The 17,092-nt window shown below is 58.8% G+C and carries 18 protein-coding genes; 7 read left to right on the top strand and 11 right to left on the bottom strand.

Annotation, left to right across the window (positions count from 1 at the left end):
- Positions 1-16 precede the first annotated feature (16 nt).
- On the bottom strand, positions 17-1,000 hold the full coding sequence (locus GS612_RS15405; protein WP_171641548.1) for a quinone oxidoreductase: 984 nt from the start codon (positions 998-1,000) through the stop codon (positions 17-19).
- A gap of 192 nt (positions 1,001-1,192) precedes the next feature.
- Here GS612_RS15405 and GS612_RS15400 point away from each other — a divergent pair, with 192 nt between their 5' ends.
- Positions 1,193-2,050 (top strand): DUF2189 domain-containing protein, encoded by an 858-nt coding sequence (locus GS612_RS15400; RefSeq protein WP_171641546.1) that lies wholly within the window; start codon positions 1,193-1,195, stop codon positions 2,048-2,050.
- Between the two features lie 30 nt (positions 2,051-2,080).
- On the opposite strand, the gene GS612_RS15395 is transcribed toward GS612_RS15400, so the two are convergent.
- Complete coding sequence (locus GS612_RS15395) at positions 2,081-3,067, bottom strand: NAD(P)H-quinone oxidoreductase (RefSeq protein ID WP_170346289.1); 987 nt, start codon at positions 3,065-3,067, stop codon at positions 2,081-2,083.
- A 61-nt stretch (positions 3,068-3,128) separates the two neighbouring features.
- Positions 3,129-3,821, bottom strand: coding sequence for a COQ9 family protein (locus GS612_RS15390; RefSeq protein WP_171641544.1), 693 nt, complete (start codon positions 3,819-3,821; stop codon positions 3,129-3,131).
- A gap of 111 nt (positions 3,822-3,932) precedes the next feature.
- On the opposite strand from GS612_RS15390, the gene rpsU reads away from it, so the two are divergent.
- From rpsU to GS612_RS15375, 3 genes are all read left to right on the top strand, one after another.
- Positions 3,933-4,139, top strand: coding sequence for a 30S ribosomal protein S21 (gene rpsU, locus GS612_RS15385; RefSeq protein WP_005614280.1), 207 nt, complete (start codon positions 3,933-3,935; stop codon positions 4,137-4,139).
- Between the two features lie 25 nt (positions 4,140-4,164).
- Positions 4,165-4,353 (top strand): hypothetical protein, encoded by a 189-nt coding sequence (locus tag GS612_RS15380; protein ID WP_171229838.1) that lies wholly within the window; start codon positions 4,165-4,167, stop codon positions 4,351-4,353.
- An 83-nt stretch (positions 4,354-4,436) separates the two neighbouring features.
- Complete coding sequence (locus GS612_RS15375; protein ID WP_171641542.1) at positions 4,437-5,729, top strand: CAP domain-containing protein; 1,293 nt, start codon at positions 4,437-4,439, stop codon at positions 5,727-5,729.
- Positions 5,730-5,796: 67 nt separating this feature from the next.
- Here GS612_RS15375 and ppk2 read toward each other — a convergent pair whose 3' ends face one another.
- Positions 5,797-6,714 carry a polyphosphate kinase 2 gene (ppk2, locus tag GS612_RS15370; RefSeq protein WP_371419726.1) on the bottom strand — a complete coding sequence of 306 codons (918 nt, stop codon included), beginning with the start codon at positions 6,712-6,714 and terminating at the stop codon, positions 5,797-5,799.
- Positions 6,715-6,994: 280 nt separating this feature from the next.
- On the opposite strand from ppk2, the gene GS612_RS20715 reads away from it, so the two are divergent.
- A complete protein-coding gene (locus GS612_RS20715) occupies positions 6,995-7,834 on the top strand; it encodes a CPBP family intramembrane glutamic endopeptidase (protein WP_171641540.1) in 840 nt (279 codons plus the stop codon).
- A gap of 3 nt (positions 7,835-7,837) precedes the next feature.
- On the opposite strand, the gene GS612_RS15360 is transcribed toward GS612_RS20715, so the two are convergent.
- Complete coding sequence (locus GS612_RS15360) at positions 7,838-8,296, bottom strand: Lrp/AsnC family transcriptional regulator (RefSeq protein ID WP_171641538.1); 459 nt, start codon at positions 8,294-8,296, stop codon at positions 7,838-7,840.
- A 135-nt stretch (positions 8,297-8,431) separates the two neighbouring features.
- Here GS612_RS15360 and ald point away from each other — a divergent pair, with 135 nt between their 5' ends.
- Positions 8,432-9,550, top strand: a complete 1,119-nt coding sequence (ald, locus tag GS612_RS15355; protein ID WP_171641536.1) for an alanine dehydrogenase — start codon at positions 8,432-8,434, stop codon at positions 9,548-9,550.
- Positions 9,551-9,739: 189 nt separating this feature from the next.
- Here ald and GS612_RS15350 read toward each other — a convergent pair whose 3' ends face one another.
- Entirely contained in the window at positions 9,740-10,552 is an 813-nt protein-coding gene (locus tag GS612_RS15350; RefSeq protein ID WP_216603620.1) for a mechanosensitive ion channel family protein, read from the bottom strand.
- Between the two features lie 210 nt (positions 10,553-10,762).
- Here GS612_RS15350 and GS612_RS15345 point away from each other — a divergent pair, with 210 nt between their 5' ends.
- Entirely contained in the window at positions 10,763-11,461 is a 699-nt protein-coding gene (locus GS612_RS15345) for a glutathione S-transferase family protein (protein WP_171641531.1), read from the top strand.
- A gap of 52 nt (positions 11,462-11,513) precedes the next feature.
- Here the strand turns inward: GS612_RS15345 and GS612_RS15340 are convergent, their stop codons facing one another.
- The 5 genes from GS612_RS15340 to pheS form a co-directional block, all read right to left on the bottom strand.
- A complete protein-coding gene (locus GS612_RS15340; RefSeq protein ID WP_171641529.1) occupies positions 11,514-11,960 on the bottom strand; it encodes a YtoQ family protein in 447 nt (148 codons plus the stop codon).
- Positions 11,961-12,041: 81 nt separating this feature from the next.
- Positions 12,042-14,438: a phenylalanine--tRNA ligase subunit beta gene (pheT, locus tag GS612_RS15335; protein WP_171641527.1), complete on the bottom strand. Its 2,397-nt coding sequence runs from the start codon at positions 14,436-14,438 to the stop codon at positions 12,042-12,044.
- Positions 14,439-14,516: 78 nt separating this feature from the next.
- Positions 14,517-15,311, bottom strand: coding sequence for a PHB depolymerase family esterase (locus GS612_RS15330; protein ID WP_171641525.1), 795 nt, complete (start codon positions 15,309-15,311; stop codon positions 14,517-14,519).
- 243 nt (positions 15,312-15,554) lie between these two features.
- Positions 15,555-15,956, bottom strand: a complete 402-nt coding sequence (locus GS612_RS15325; RefSeq protein WP_171641523.1) for a hypothetical protein — start codon at positions 15,954-15,956, stop codon at positions 15,555-15,557.
- A gap of 26 nt (positions 15,957-15,982) precedes the next feature.
- Positions 15,983-17,056, bottom strand: coding sequence for a phenylalanine--tRNA ligase subunit alpha (gene pheS / locus GS612_RS15320; RefSeq protein WP_171641520.1), 1,074 nt, complete (start codon positions 17,054-17,056; stop codon positions 15,983-15,985).
- Positions 17,057-17,092 lie beyond the last annotated feature (36 nt).

Genomic DNA, 17,092 nt, shown 5'->3' with positions numbered 1-17,092 from the left:
CAGGCCGGGTTTCGCATCAAAGGTCCAGAATCGTACTGCCGGTCGTCTGCCGCGCTTCCAACGCGCGATGTGCATCGGCCACCTGATCCAGCGCAAAGCGCTGGTCGATGTGGATCTTGACCTCTCTGCCCTCGACCTTGCCGAACAAGCGGCGCGCCATTGCCTGACAGACGGAGTGGTCCGCAATATGGGTGAACAAAGTGGGGCGGGTAATCTTGAGCGATCCTTTCTTGCCCAGAACACCGATATCGAATGGCGGCACCGGCCCTGAGGCGTTGCCGAAGGAAATCATCATTCCCAAGGGTTTCAGGCAGTTCAACGATCCTTCGAACGTGTCCGCCCCCACGGAATCCATGACCACATCCACACCCTTGCCTTTGGTGATCTCGGCCACCCGTTCGGCGAAATTCTCAGAGCGGTAGTTGATGCAATGCGCGGCCCCGTTGAACCGGGCGAGGCTGCACTTCTCGTCGGTTCCCGCCGTGCCAATCAGAGTGATCCCTTCTGACTTCGCCCATTGGCAGGCGATCAGTCCGACCCCACCCGCCGCTGCGTGGAACAGCACCGTATCCCCGCGTTTCAGCGGAGTGGTTCGGTGAAACAGGTATTCAACCGTCAAACCCTTCAACATCATTGCCGCAGCCGCTTCGAAAGAGATGCCATCCGGCAAAGGGCACACCTGTGCCGCAGGCATCACGCGGGCCTCGCAATACGCGCCGGGTGGGGCTGCGGCATACGCGGCCCGTTGACCGGGTTTCAGGTGCGTTACCCCTTCCCCGACGGCCTCGACGACACCCGCCGCTTCCATCCCCAAAGCATGGGGGAGCTCCAGGGGGTACAATCCAGTGCGTTGATAAACATCGATAAAGTTTAGACCGCAGGCATGATGACGGATACGTATTTCACCCGGTCCGGGGTCGCCCAATGGCCTGTCTTCGATCCGCAGAACCTCGGGCCCGCCGAATTCGTGCAATACCACCGTTTTCGCTGTTGTCTGCATCCTGACCTCCTCTTGCCTGACATCAAGCTAACATGACTGCGATGCGGAGCAATCGTCAGATATCAGAGTGTTGATCAGGATTCCGCCAAACTGTGCTATACTGCGATCAGGCGTTGTCGGCTGGTCCGGCCACGGACAACTTAATGCCGGATCCATTCCGCGGCGCAAATCTCGCCAGGAAAGGGGATGAAAATGGCTAAAACAATCGGAAATCCGATCAGTTGGGCGGCCCAGAATCTGGGGGCGGCCAGTGATCATGTCTCGGATAGCGTTTCAAAACTCGGAAGCGCAGATACCAAGCATTTGCCGATGGTGCAGACATTGACGATGCAAGATCTGCGCGCCTGTCTGAAGGCGGGGTATCACGACTTTGTCGAAACACGGGCGGATGCCATATTCATTGTGCTGATATACCCGATTGCGGGGCTTTTGATGTTCGGCTTTGCCCTGAACGTCAACATGGTGCCCCTTCTGGCGCCTCTGATCGCCGGTTTTGCCTTGATCGGTCCAGTCGCAGCTGTGGGGCTGTATGAGATCAGCCGCAAACGAGAACAAGGCAGCACGGTGCATTGGTTGGATGCGTTCGGTGTATTCCGCTCTCCGGCTTTCGGCGCAATTCTGGTTTTGGGCTTCTATCTGGTGATGCTTCTGCTGATCTGGCTGATGGTGGCGCAGAGCATTTACACGCATACAATGGGGCCAGAAGCCCCCGCGTCACTTGGCACTTTTGCCAAGCAGGCTTTCACGACGACTGCCGGCTGGACCATGATGGTTGTCGGACTCGCCGTTGGTTTCGTATTCGCTCTTTGCGCTCTGGCAATCAGCGTCGTCAGCTTTCCGTTGCTTCTGGACCGGCAAGTCGGATTGCCGGTGGCGGTCGTGACGTCGTTTCGCGTGTTGCGTCACAACCCCGGCGTCATCTTGACCTGGGGGTTCATCGTGGCGGCCCTTCTGTTTCTGGGTGCCCTGCCGATGCTGTTGGGCCTGATCATAGTGATGCCGGTTCTGGGTCATGCCACATGGCACCTGTACCGCCGCGCGGTTGCGTGAACGCGCGGGTCTGCCCCGCGCGCGCAGAGTTCAGCCCGCGACGTTCAGGACGATCTTGCCAATATGGCCCGAGCTTTCCATGCGTGCATGGGCGGCGGCAGCCTCGGCCAGATCAAACTCGCTGTCCATGACAGGCGCAACCTTGCCAGCCTCAAGCAGAGGCCAGACAGCTTCGCGCAGGTCCTGCGCAATCCGGGCCTTGGCCAGATCGCTTTGCGGGCGCAGGGTGCTGCCGGTCAGGGTCAGGCGCTTGACCATCATCAGGGCAAAGTTCAGCTCGACCACCGGGCCTTGCAGGAAGGCGATCTGGACCAGCCGCCCATCCTCGGCCAGAGCTTTGACGTTGCGCGGGATATAGTCGCCTCCGACCATGTCGAGGATCAGGTTTGCCCCGCCTTCGGCCCGCATGACGGCCACAAAATCCTCATCGCGGTAGTTGATCGCCCTTTCCGCACCCAATTTGACGCAAGCCTCGCATTTTTCATCCGACCCTGCGGTGGCAAAAACGCGGGCCCCAAAAGCATTGGCCAACTGGATGGCCGTCGTGCCAATCCCGCTCGAGCCACCATGAACCAGAAATCTCTCGCCTGCTTTCAGCCCGCCCCGGGTGAACACGTTGGACCAGACGGTGAAAAAGGTCTCGGGCAGGCAGGCCGCCTCTTTCAGTCCCATGCCGGCAGGGACCGGCAGGCAATGGGCCGCAGGGGTGGCGACATATTCGGCATAGCCGCCGCCCGGCAGCAACGCGCAGACCTGATCGCCGACGGACAGTCCTTCGACCCCGGCCCCGACCGAGACCACTTCGCCCGAAGCCTCAAGCCCCGGCAGGTCGCTGGCACCGGGCGGCGGATCGTAAGCGCCCGCGCGCTGCAACGCATCCGGGCGGTTCACCCCGGCATAGGCCACTTTCAGAACGACCTGCCCTGCACCCGGTTCGGGAATCGGACGCTCGGTCAGTTGCAAAACATCGGGACCACCCGGTTCGGTGATCTCAACAGCGCGCATCATCTGGGTCATAGGCACCTCCTTTGCCCAATGCCTAACAGGCATCAGGGCCAAGGCCCAGCACCAAGACGCGCTACTTTCGGGGGTTCAGCATCCCCGGAAGATCGGCCCGCATTTTTACCGGAGCCTTCACCTGACCCGCCAGCCAGTTCGGAACCGCCAGAAACGGTTTCAACACCGGGTTTTCGCGCAACTGTGCCTTGAACTTTTCAAACTCCATGACATTAGCGATCCGGCGATCCAGAAACTCCCACGTGCGCTGATGATCCGGGCTGTCATCGCCCAGCCAGAACAGCAGCGTCGAGGAATAGACACCCGACAAAGTGGCCCGCTTCGTGTACCAGTTCACATCATCCGAGGTGTCGCCCAGCGCATCCCAGATCAGATCGCAGGTCTGCCAAACCGCCTTGGCACCATCTGCTGCATGTGTCGGCAGGGAAAACAGTGTCATGCCCCGGCGCACCAGCTCTTTGTCCTCGACGGCCTGCAACCGGAACCGAACCGCAGCGGCAATCCTGTCACGGAATTTCAGCCCGCTCAGGTCCTCGGACTTGATGCGGTCCAGCATCGCCTGATCGCCGCGCGCGTGGTAGGCCAGCGCCAGATCAACCGCGCCGCGCGGACAGATCGCGCGCGCCAGGCCGTCATCCAGACCACAATCGGAAATGGAGGCGCGAAAACTGGATTCCGACCACCCATCGAAGGGAACATGGATCAGCATCGCATCCAAAAGCTGCTGTTTTGCATCTTCATATGTGGTCGTCATGGCGGTTCTCCGGTTGTCGGCCCCAGTACTAGACAAGTTAGAGCGGCTTTGCTATACGGCCAACTCCTGCAATTTCCTTGCAACTCTATCTAGAAAGGTGGTGACAACCACATGCAGGTTAGTGTTCGCGACAACAACGTCGATCAGGCGCTTCGTGCCCTGAAGAAAAAGCTGCAGCGCGAAGGCGTGTTCCGTGAAATGAAGCTTAAGCAACATTTCGAGAAACCGTCCGAGAAAAAAGCGCGCGAGAAGGCTGAAGCGATCCGTCGTGCCCGTAAACTGGCACGTAAGAAAGCACAGCGCGAAGGTTTGCTCTAAGACCTTTGGTCTCGTCCAGCTTTGGATGACACTATTTGACGACCCCCGAGGCATCGCCCGGGGGTTTGTCGTTTCGGCGATCGGTTTCAATCCGCCGACTCGTGGTACCGGCTGTGCGACAAGCCGCCATTTCCTCGCCAGCAACATTTTGCCCGGCATTTTGCAGCGCAGCGAATCCCGCATCGGTAGCATCGCGTTGCCAAAACTCGCCTGAGGTGAAACACCCTCTACCACCGTCGATATCCCGACCTCTAAGTGAGCCCGTCCGGAAGGGCACAAACACAAACGGAGGCAAAAATGTCGACTGCAAGTACATTCGAACGCGAGATGCTGGAGCTGATAAACCAGGAACGCACATCCCGCGGGCTCAACCCGCTTCAGCTTGAGACACAGCTGAACGATTCATCCGAAGATCACAGCACCTGGATGCTGGACACAGACACGTTCAGCCACACCGGCTCGGGCGGTTCCAGTGCGACTCAGCGGATGCAAAACGCCGGGTTCGATCTTGAGGGCAACTGGCGGACCGGCGAAAACATCGCATGGCAGTCCGAACGCGGACAGCCCGGCATCAGCGATGACGTGGCTCAGTTGCACCAGAACCTGATGAACAGCCCGGGCCACCGCGCCAATATTCTGAACCCGGATTTCAAGTATATCGGGATCGGCATCGAAACCGGCGATATGCAGGGTTTTGATGCGGTGATGGTCACCCAGAACTTTGCCGCAACCGACGCGGCAGTCATGCTGGACAACGGCAATACGAACACACCGCTCGTTCCGCCAACCACACCGGACGAAGTTGCCGTTCCGGAAGAGCCGGAACCTGAAACACCCGACACCGACGTCACCGAGACCGAGGAACCGGAGCCCGAAACACCCAACACCGACGTCACCGAAACCGAAGAGCCGGAGCCCGAAACGCCCGACACCGACGTCACCGAAACCGAGGAACCAGAACCCGAAGCACCCGATACCGACGTCACCGAAACCGAAGAGCCGGAGCCCGAAACGTCCGACACCGACGTCACCGAGACCGAGGAACCAGAACCCGAAGCACCCGATACCGACGTCACCGAAACCGAAGAACCAGAACCCGAAACACCTGACACCGACGTCACCGAAACCGAAGAGCCGGAACCCGAAACACCCGACACCGACGTCACCGAAACCGAAGAGCCGGAACCCGAAACGCCCGATACCGACGTCACCGAGACCGAGGAACCGGAGCCCGAAACACCCGACACCGACGTCACCGAGACCGAAGAGCCGGAACTCGAAACGCCGGACGTGGACGTGGTTGACGGGGGTGAGGCCGAGACGTTCTGCTTTGACGTTCAGGCCTTCCTGGATGAAATCGCCAGTTTCCTCGAAAACCTGCAAGCGCAGTTTGACGAGTTCAACTGGGGTGACGATATGAACGGCGACACGGACGTGGCAGACACCGATGATATCGACATGATGCCGACCGCCGACGCCACGCCGGAAACGGAATCCGAGCCTGCGGGCACCGAAACCGCCGACGTCGATGACTGTGACATCACAATAGTCAACTTCTTCCACTTTGACTGCATGATGGATGCAGCCTGATCATTTGACCCTGTGCGAGGCCGGCCGTGTCGGCCTCGCATATTCCGGCTCAGAGCCTGATATTGCTTCAATAGATCTTTGGTACGTAAAGCTCATCCGGCAAAACGCGGCGTTCGTATTCCGGGTTGTACTTGCGATCGGGCAGATTGACCTTTTCCTGAGGCACGTCCTCGTACGGGATTTTTGTCAAAAGATGCTCGATACAGTTTAGCCTTTCGCGTTTTTTGTCATTGCCTTCGACGATGTACCACGGGGCCTCGGGGATATTCGTTCGGAAAAGCATATCCTCTTTGGCCTTTGTGTAGGATTCCCAGCGGATGCGGGATTCAAGATCCATCGGTGACAGCTTCCATTGCTTCATCGGATCGTGAATACGCATGAGGAATCGCAACTGCTGTTCCTCGTCCGTGATCGAGAACCAGTATTTCAGCAGAATGATCCCTGACCGCACCAGCATCCGCTCGAACTCAGGAACGTCCTGAAAGAATTGTTCAACCTGGTCCTCGGACGCAAAACCCATCACCCGCTCGACGCCGGCCCGGTTGTACCAGGAGCGGTCGAACAGAACGATTTCGCCCGCCGCCGGCAGATGCGGTACGTAACGCTGGAAATACCACTGGCTTTGCTCTCGGCGGCTGGGTGCCGGCAATGCCACCACGCGCGCGACACGCGGGTTCAGACGCTGGGTGATCCGCTTTATCACGCCCCCTTTACCGGCACTGTCACGGCCTTCAAACAGGATACAGACCTTGGCCCCGGTATGCTGTACCCAGTCCTGAACCTTGATCAGTTCGGCTTGCAGGCGCAGCAGATTGCGGAAGTAAACCTTGCGATCCAACATGTCCGGATGCTGTTCCCGATAGATTTTCCGGACTTCCATCGACAGCATCGGTTCACTGAATTCTATCTCGAAATCTTCGTCCAGCGTGTCCTCCAGCTCGGCTTCCAGCCAGTCTTTGGGGGCGCCAGTGTTTTCGTTGTCCAAGGTCAGCTCCTTCTCGGTCTTCGGGTTCGGACCATATCGGGCCCGTGTAACAACCTGATGCCACCAGATAAATTGATGCGAGGGTCACGAGGCCTGCCGCTGTTGTCGTACCTGCAAATCAGGTCCAGCGCGGGAATATGATCTTTCACCTGAATTTGTACATCTGTCCCGCGGGATACAAGCGTCTGAATTGACGCAATGCACGGCACTTGGCCACGGATGCTTGCATTGCCTCGTTTTGGTGCGGCATCACGGTGCGCATGACAAAGACGAGGCGATTGTGACTTTCCTTCTTTCCGTGATGCCCGCGATCTGGCCCTGGCTTGTTCTGATATCAGCGCAATTGATGGTGCTGACCCGGCGGACAGGCATCGGCTTGTCGTTACTGGCGTTGTTCATCAGCATTGCCTCGGTGACAAGATTGATGTCACCCATGGCGATCGCTGCGGCGGCCTTTGGTCTGGTCGGAGCTTCATTGCTGCCCCATCTGAAAGGATGGCCTGCTGTCGCCGGACACTTGTTGTTGATCCTGTGGTGTCTGGTGATGGGTGCACATCTGCTGCCGGGATTCGAAAATGTGAAAATTCTGGATCAGGTACAGGCAGGCGCGGGAAGTGCCAGTTTCACCCTGCATCTGAACCTGGACAAACCGATGGTCTTCTTTGCCGTTCTTCTGGCCTGGCCCGGGATGCTGCGCGGCAAAACGCAGATCAATCGCACGGCCTTGCTGGCAGGGTTGCTGCTCCTGCCGGGGCTGTTTCTGTTGGGGCTTTCCTTCGGCGCGGTGCAGCCGGAATTTACGGTCCCGCCCTGGTGGCTGGTATTTGCCCTGTCCAACCTGTTTCTGACTTGCCTGACAGAAGAAGCCTTCTTTCGTGGCTATCTGCAATCGGCCATCGCCCCGCGCCTGGGGGCCGTTGGCAGTGTAATAGCAGCCAGCCTGCTGTTCGGGCTGGCCCATGTCGCCGGGGGTCCGGCGCTGGTGGTTTTTGCTTCCATTCTCGGGCTGGCCTGCGGATTGGGATACTATGCAACCAGGCGCCTGTGGGTGCCTGTGATGATGCATTTCGGGTTCAACCTGATCCACCTTTTTCTGTTCACCTATCCCGGGCCTTTATGACAATCAGACCGGCAAGGCAGTGGTCTTGAACACGGTACGCAAGGCAAACGAGCTTTGCATTTGCGCAACCCCGGGCAGGCGCGACAGGTATTGCCGATGGATGCGGGCGAAATCTTCGGTGTCTTCCGCCACAACTTTCAGAATGTAATCCGCCGTACCGGCCATCAGATGACATTCAAGCACATCCGGTATCCGGGCCACCGCCTTTTCAAACGCATCCAGAACCTCTTCGGCCTGCCCCTGTAGCGTGATCTCGACAAAGACCGTTGTCGGCACGTTCATCTTCCGCGCATCCAGCAGCGCCACGTAGTTGCGAATGTAGCCTTCAACCTCCAGCCGCTGAACACGCCGGTGGCAAGCCGACGGAGACAGGTTGACCTGTTCAGACAATTCCGAATTCGACATCCTGCCGTTTTTTTGTAATGCCGCCAGAATCTTTCGATCAGTCGTATCCAAGCTCATTTATGCAATTCCTTTGCAAGGTTTTTGTATATTACGCGATATTCTTCCAAAGAAAAATGTACTGACACGTTTTCTTTCACAGAAATTGCACTGCGAAATGCACATAATTTAAGCAGTTTATGTACGGAGAACCCCATGAAAATCGGTTGCCCCAAGGAAATCAAACCTCAGGAATTCCGCGTCGGGATGACGCCCAATGCTGCTCAGGAAGCAGTTGCACGGGGTCACGAAGTCCTGATCGAATCCGGCGCAGGCATCGGCGCGGGATTTGACAACGACGCCTATGTCGCGGCTGGCGCGCGTATCATCGACACTGCGGAAGAGGTGTTTGCTACCGCCGACATGATCGTCAAGGTCAAGGAACCCCAGGCCGTGGAACGCAAGATGCTGCGCGAAGGGCAGTTGCTGTTCACCTATCTGCATCTGGCTCCGGACCCGGATCAGACGCATGACCTGCTGGAATCGGGCTGCACCGCAATCGCCTATGAGACTGTGACCGACGCGAACGGCGGCCTGCCCCTGCTGGCACCTATGTCCGAAGTCGCCGGTCGTCTGGCCCCTCAGGTCGGGTCGTGGACCCTGCAAAAGGCCAATGGCGGGCGCGGCGTTCTGATGGGTGGCGTACCCGGTGTCGGCCCTGCCAAAGTGGTCGTAATCGGCGGTGGCGTCGTCGGGACCCATGCGGCGAAGATCGCTGCCGGAATGGGCGCGGATGTCACCGTTCTGGATCGTTCCTTGCCGCGGCTGCGCTATCTGGACGACGTCTTTGGCGGAACCTTCAAGAACCAGTATTCGACCGCTGGTGCCACGGCCGAGTTGATCCAGGATGCCGATATGGTCATCGGTGCCGTTCTGATCCCCGGCGCCGCGGCCCCAAAACTTGTCTCGCGCGAACAGCTGTCGACGATGAAACCCGGTGCCGTACTTGTCGATGTTGCCATCGATCAGGGCGGGTGCTTCGAGACGTCGAAAGCCACCACCCATGCCGACCCGATCTACGATGTCGACGGCATCATGCATTACTGCGTTGCCAACATGCCGGGCGCGGTGGCGCGCACCTCGACCATCGCCCTGGGCAACGCCACGATGCCGTTCATGCTGTCTCTGGCGGACAAAGGCTGGAAACAGGCGTGTCAGGACGATCCGCATCTGCTGGAAGGTCTGAACGTCCACGCTGGCAAGCTGACCTACTATGCGGTCGGCAAGGCCCTTGGTATCGACGTCGTCTCGCCCAACGTGATCGTCAAGTCGTAAACACTCCCGCCCCTGAAATCGCTTTTGAAAAGCGATTTCCAGCGTTGGGCATAGCGCCACGCCACAGGCGTGGCGCGGTCGGACTCAAAGCGATGGTTTGAACAAAGAAAAGGGCACCGCGCTCTTGCGCGGTGCCCGGCCCAACGGGAGGAGGGCATTTTCGAATGCCCGATCGACGGGCGGGAGCCGTCACCCCTGTTTCTGGATTTCCACCGAATGCGGATAAGGGATCGAAATACCCTTGTCGTCAAAGGCTTCCTTGATCGTTTTCGTCAACTCGAATTTGACATCCCAATAGTCTGGCGCCGAGCACCACAGCCGTGCCGTCAAATCCACCGAGCTGTCACCAAGGTTCGTAACCCGAACCCAGGGCTCCGGGTCACTGTGAATGCGGCTGTCCGCTTTGGCCACATCCAGAATGACCTGCATGGCTTTGTCCGCGCTGTCACCATAGTCGATTCCGAATACCAGATCGACACGACGCGTGTCATGGGCAGAGTAGTTCGTGATGATCGAGCCCCATGCCTGACCGTTCGGAACAATGATCTGCACGTTGTCCGGCGTCACCAGCTCGGTGGTGAACAGGTTCAGGTCCTTTACGGTGCCTGACGTGCCGCCGATATCCACGAATTGACCCAGCTTGTAAGGCCGGAAGACAACCAGCATCACACCGGCCGCCAGATCGCTGAGCGTGCCTTGAAGCGCCAGGCCGATAGCCAGGGACGCGGCACCCAGAATGGCGACGATGCTGGTGGCTTCAATTCCGAAGATGCCCAGAACGGCAACCAGAACCATGGCGAGAATGGCCCATTTGATCAGGCTTGCCATAAAGTTCCCAAGCGTCGGATCAATATGCGGCGTCGAATTGATCCTGCGGCGAACCATGCCCCCGATTGCACCAGCCACGATCCAGCCCAGGATCAGAACGACAAGCGCCTTGACGGCACTCATGATCAGCGGGGCAAATGCGCCCACCTGTGTTACGACCTCATCCACGCCCATCTCCTTTCAACAGCAAGAAACCCGCGAGGTTTTCGCGGGGGTCACCAGATTGTGAGCCAAGTTTGGCTTCCGGTCTAGGTGCGAGTTGCGTTGGATTTCCCCTTTGTTCACCAGAAAACACGGCCTGACCGGAAATGCACATCGCCAAGGGCTTAAATAAATCAGGCGTGGCCCCTAGCTGTTACACAGACAGCCAAGCAGGAGCCCCCAATGCTGGACAATAAACCTCACCCGATCATGGCGCGTTGGCCCGCGCAATCCCCGGACAAGATTCAACTGTATTCCTATCCGACTCCAAACGGCGTCAAGGCGTCGATCATGCTGGAGGAAACCGGCCTGCCCTATGAGCCCCATCTGGTGACGCTATCGGATGCGGATGTCAAAAGCCCCGAGTTTCTGTCGCTGAACCCAAACAACAAAATCCCAGCCATCATCGATCCCAACGGGCCGGACGGTGAGCCGCTGGCCCTATTCGAAAGCGGGGCAATCCTGCTGTATCTGGCCGAGAAATCAGGCAAGTTGCTGGGAAAAAGCGCAGCGGACAAGCATCGCATTACACAATGGCTGATGTTCCAAATGGGGGGCGTAGGGCCGATGTTTGGCCAGCTTGGCTTCTTCTACAAATTCGCGGGCAGCGAAATCGAAGACCCCCGACCGCGCGAACGCTATGTCAACGAGGCCAAACGCCTTTTGAACGTGGTCAATACGCAACTGGAAGGGAAATACTGGATCGCCGGCGATTTCTCCATCGCCGATATCGCTCTTGCCCCCTGGTTGAATGCTCTGGACTTCTACGGCGCGAAAGAGGTTGTTGGCTGGGACGACTACGCCAATGTCGTCGCCTATGTCGACCGTTTCATGCAGCGCCCGGCGGTGCAGCGCGGCAAGGCCATACCCGCACGCGCTTAATCTGTTTCACGATTGGAAGGGTGCCAAAAAATTGGCACCCTCTTCGCAAAACTCAGCCCGGCAGTGCGCCCGTCAGCACATACCGCAGGATTTCAACAACCTGCTCGGGCTTTTCTGCCACGGCCAGCGCAGCTGCATCCACTTCTTTCAACGCGTGCTGATGCTCAGGGCCGTGCAGCACGATGACGGATTTGCCCAGCGCTGCGGCATAGCCCGCATCAAAAGCCGCGTTCCACTGTTTGTACTTATCGCCAAACCGGACAACCACAACGTCAGCATCCGAAATGCCCTTGCGCGTCCGGATCGCGTTGACCATCGCACCCTTGTGGTCATGCCAGTATTTGTTCGGCTCTTCCCCAAGAATGGCAACGCCGCAATCGTCGCTGGCCGCGTGGTCAGTCACCGGGCTGTTGAATGTGATGTCCAACCCCTGCGCGCCGTCGATGATCTGTTCGCGCCAATCGGTGTGGATTTCGCCAGAGAGGTACACGTTCAGCATCTTTCGTCCTCCGTAATCGCGGAAAGGGCGCCACCGCCCCTTCATCTTTTCTGAAATACTCCCGCCGGAGGCGGCCCTGCATCAGCCCCGCAGAACACCGCCGGTCGCCTTGGAGACTTTGGCGATGATCTTTTCGGCCACCGCTTCGATGTCCTTTTCCTTCAGCGTCTGCTCTGTCGGTTGCAAACGTACCGTTATGGCCAGCGATTTTTTACCTTCACCCAGGCTGCCACCGATGAATTCGTCAAAGACACGCACATCTTCGATCAGCGCTTTGTCGGCACCTGCCGCCGCGTTCACCAATGTCAGCGCCTCGACGTTTTCATCAACGACAAAGGCAAAGTCACGTTCAACCGCTTGCAAGTCACGCAATTCCAATGCGGCACGTGTGGCACCGGACTTGCGGGGCAAGGGAACCTCGTCGGGCCAGATCGTAAAGGCCATTGCCGGACCCTTGATATCCATCGCCTGCAACACGCGCGGGTGCAGCTCACCAAAAACACCCAGCACCTTTTTTGGACCCAGACAGATCTTGCCGTGACGACCCGGATGCCACCAGGCATCGCCGTCGCGCAGAATCTGTACCTTGGCCGGTGATCCGATCGCCGCAAGAACGGCCTCGGCATCCGCCTTGGCATCAAAGACATCCACCGGGCGCGAGGCCCCGTGCACATCCTTGGGGCCGTTGCGGCCAACCAGCAGGCCGGCGATCTGGGTTTCCTGGTCGCCGGGTTCGCCATCATGGAAAACAGGGCCAACTTCGAATAGGGCGACGTCGGCATATCCGCGTGCCTGATTGCGCGCCGCGGCCTGCAACAATCCGGGCAGCAGATCCGGGCGCATGTGGCTCATCTCGGACGAGATAGGATTTTCAAGCATGGTCACGTCATCCCCGCCACCGAACAAAGCAGCCGAAGCCTGATCGATGAACGTATAGGTGACGCATTCGTTGTAACCCAGCGCGGCGCAGGTGCGGCGCGCCATGGACTGGCGGCGCTGAGTCGGTGTCATCACCGGCTTGGGAATACCATCGGTGACACGCGGCAAGGGCTTGCCCTGCAACTTGGTCAACGAGGCGATCCGTGCGACCTCTTCCACCAGATCGGCCTCACCCATGATATCGGGGCGCCAGCTTGGCACGTGGGCCATCTCGCCCTCCAGACGGAAACCCAGACGGGTCAGCGTCTGACGTTGCTCGCTTTCGGGAATGTCCATCCCGACCAGAGACTGCACCCGTTCGGCATCCAGCTTGTACGCACGCGCGTGGTTCGGCGCTTTGCCCGCCTCGACCACTTTGGATGCTTCGCCACCGCAGATGTCCAGAATCAACTGGGTTGCGTGCTCGAGCCCTTCCAGCGTGTATTCAGGGTCCACGCCGCGTTCGAACCTATACCGCGCGTCCGAATTGATTTTCAGCGCCCGACCCGCGAGCGCGATCTGCACATGATCCCAGAACGCGCTTTCCAGAAACACATTCACAGTATCCTCGGTGCAGCCGGTTTCCTGACCGCCCATGATGCCTGCGATGGATTCCGGGCCTTTGTCATCGGAAATGACCATCATGCCGGGCTGAAGGGTGTATTCCTTCTCGTCCAGCGCCACCAGGGTTTCACCGCCTTTGGCGCGATGAACGCGAAGGTTGCCCTGCACCTTGTCCGCGTCAAACACATGCAGCGGGCGGTTATGGTCAAATGTCATATAGTTGGTGATATCCACCAGCGCCGAAATCGGACGCAGCCCGATCGCCTTCAACTGATCCTGCAACCACTGCGGGCTGGGGCCGTTCTTGACGCCCTTGATAAGCCGGCCCGTGAAATGCGGGCAGCCATCCAGCGTATCCTCGTCAATCGATACTTTGATCGGGCTTTCGAAATCACCGGGCACCGGCACGTAGTCGCGCTGTTTCAGAGTGCCGATCCCACGCGCCGCCAGATCACGCGCGATGCCTTCCACGCCCAGAGCATCCGGCCGGTTCGGAGTGATCGCGATCTCGATCACGGGATCGACTTTCGACGGGTCATTCTCGGCAAGCCAATCAACGAATCTGTCACCGACCTCGCCCGAGGGCAATTCGATGATACCGTCATGTTCGTCCGACAGCTCCAGCTCGCGCTCGGACGCCATCATGCCAAAGCTTTCGACGCCGCGGATCTTGCCGACGCTGATCGTCAGGTCCAGACCGGGGATATACATGCCCGGTTTGCAGACGACGACAGTGATCCCTTCGCGGGCGTTGGGCGCGCCGCAGATGATCTGCAACTCGCCTTCATCCGTGTCCACCTTGCAGACACGCAGCTTGTCGGCGTCAGGGTGTTTTTCCGCGTGTTTCACATAGCCCAGCGTAAAGTCCTTGAGCTTGTCAGCCGGGTTGATGACCTCTTCGACCTCAAGGCCAAGATCGGTCAGCGCCTCAGTGATCTCATCAACCGACGCATCGGTGTCGAGGTGGTCTTTCAGCCAGGACAGAGTGAATTTCATTGCTCGGGGCCTTTTTTGGCAGATATCCAGTCGGCACAGGCAATGACAAAGAATGCGCCAAGGTGCAAGCGCTGCGGGTCACGGATAGGTGGGGGTGCGGCCCAAAAGCTCGTCCAATTGCCGCCCGATCCAGCCATGCGGGATGAAATGCCCGCCCGGATGGGTGTCCAGCACCACCTGCCCCTGCGCACAATCGGCCCATTCCACCCGGCTGAGCGTCAGGAACGGTCTCACGCTCCAATCGCCGCGCGGGGTGCCGCCGTTGCAGTTGTACTTTTCCCGCCACAGCGCCACCGGATAGGTGGTATCGCCATTTGCGCCGTATGGAAAATCCATCACCGTATCGCTCAGGCCGTGCACATGGCGCGCCTCGCGCGGGGCTTCGGGGCAGTCTTCCGTCTGACGGATCGAGCCCGCAACGGCCAGCAACGCAGCAACATCATTGCCCGACTGACACACATAGCGCCACGCCATCGCGCCCCCGAAAGAATAGCCGGAGACATAGATGCGGTCCGGATCAACCGGATAGCGCTTGGCCACGTCCTCCAGCACCCGGTCGGCAAAAGGCACATCGCCAGTGTCCGAGGTCCAGAAATCCCAGCTTTTGCCCAGCCCGTTCGGCGCCACCAACAAAACGCCACGCAGCTTGGTCGCGCCCGCGATCCGTTGATGATTGACCACAACATCCCCCTGCCGCGCCCATCCGTGAAAGTGCAGCAGTACCGGCAGCGGCGTTTCGCCGTCCCACCCGTCCGGTTCCAGCACATGGTATGAGCGCTCGCCAAGGTTACAGGCGGTCTCGCCATGGCAAGTATCCACGGCGAGGGCTTGTGTTGCGACCAGCAGAAAAAGGCAAATCAGTCGATAGATCATGCTCCCGACCCTAGCGGTACTTTCCGCACTGTCACGTCACAAGCCCGTGGGGGAGTGTAATAAGCCGCGCCGTCGCCAGACCGCGGGATGGCGATCCTTGGTCTGTATTGGGCACTTTATGCCAGCCGAATCCGCGCGCTGTTCGAGCGGTGCGCGGGCGGAGACAAATCGCCAGCCCGTCCGGGCGGTCTGGCGATAGCGCGAGGCCTTTCGGCCTTTGCCCCGCGCGATCCAGCCAATCCGCTAGCGTGATAGATCTGCTCGCATGGCCTTAGTAAGTGTGCGTCTATCTTTTGCAAAAACGCGATCTTCCAATGTGAGATCTATTGCTTGAGATACTAATTTACCGGCACTGTCGGCAATTTCGTCAGGCGCATACAATTGGAGCACGAACAAAGCTGTAAGCGCTTCTTCCGTGATCTCCTGAGAGAGCTCTTTTTCTGGTGTCCTTGCTTTCAATAAAGATGCCATACCTAGTTGCTGCAAGCACTTTAAGAAGTTTCGATAAGCGTGCCTTTTTTCGTCGTGCAACTGCTCTCGACGATCCGCCCTTTTCTGGGAAGAATAAAAAAGTGCACCCAGTAGAACCGGAATCGAAGCACCAATTATTGCCCCAAGAAATGGCAGCCAAATCGAAAACTGCATTTACTTCACCAGAGCTACAAAAAAGCTCACCGCGACAAACCACCATGCAGGTTCGGCATATCCAGCGCTGCAAACCCGTAGTGCCGCAGCCAGCGCAGGTCGCTGTCAAAGAACGCCCGCAAATCCGGAATGCCGTATTTCAGCATCGCCAGACGGTCGATGCCGATGCCGAAGGCAAAGCCCTGATAGACCTCGGGGTCGATGCCACCGGCGGCGATCACCTTGGGGTGGACCATGCCCGAGCCCAGAATCTCCATCCAGTCATCGCCCTCGCCGATCTTCAGCTGACCGTTATCCCATGAACAGCGGATATCGACCTCGGCCGACGGCTCGGTGAAGGGGAAGTGCGAGGCGCGGAAGCGTAGCTCGACGTCGCCGACCTCGAAGAACGCCTTCACGAACTCTTCCAGAACCCATTTCAGGTTCGCCATCGAGATGTCTTTGTCAATCGCCAGCCCCTCGACCTGATGGAACATCGGCGTGTGGGTCTGGTCATAGTCAGCGCGGTAGACGCCGCCCGGACAGATGACGCGGATCGGCGCGCCCTGTTTCTCCATCGACCGGATCTGCACCGGAGATGTGTGTGTCCGCAGCACATGCGGCGGGCGGTTATCGCCCTCGGCGCGGTGCATATAGAACGTGTCCATCTCGGCCCGCGCGGGGTGGTGGCCGGGGATGTTCAGCGCGTCGAAATTGTGCCAGTCGGTCTCGATCCGCGGCCCTTCGGCCACCAAAAAGCCCAGTTCGGCAAAGATCGCGGTCAGTTCCTCGGTTGCCTGGCTGACCGGGTGGATCGAGCCCTGACGGCGCGGGCGGGTCGGCAGGGTGACGTCCAGCCATTCGGTGCGCAGACGCTCATCCAGCGCAGCATCGGCCAGGGCTGCCTTTTTGGCGGACAGGGCCGCGTTGATCTCATCCTTCAGGGCATTCAGCGCGGGGCCTGCCACCTGGCGCTCCTCGGGCGTCATTTTACCCAACTCGCGCATCTTCAGCGCGACCTCGCCTTTTTTGCCGACGGCGGCGACGCGGATCGCCTCAAGCGCGTTCTCGTCGCCTGCCTCGGCGATTTGGCCCAGATATTTTGCCTTAAGATCGTCCATGACGCCCTCTGAATTTGGTCGCCAACCTGCTATCGG

The organism is Ruegeria sp. HKCCD6157, assembly GCF_013110685.1.
GTDB lineage: Bacteria > Pseudomonadota > Alphaproteobacteria > Rhodobacterales > Rhodobacteraceae > Ruegeria.
This window is presented reverse-complemented; position numbering and strand designations above follow the sequence as displayed.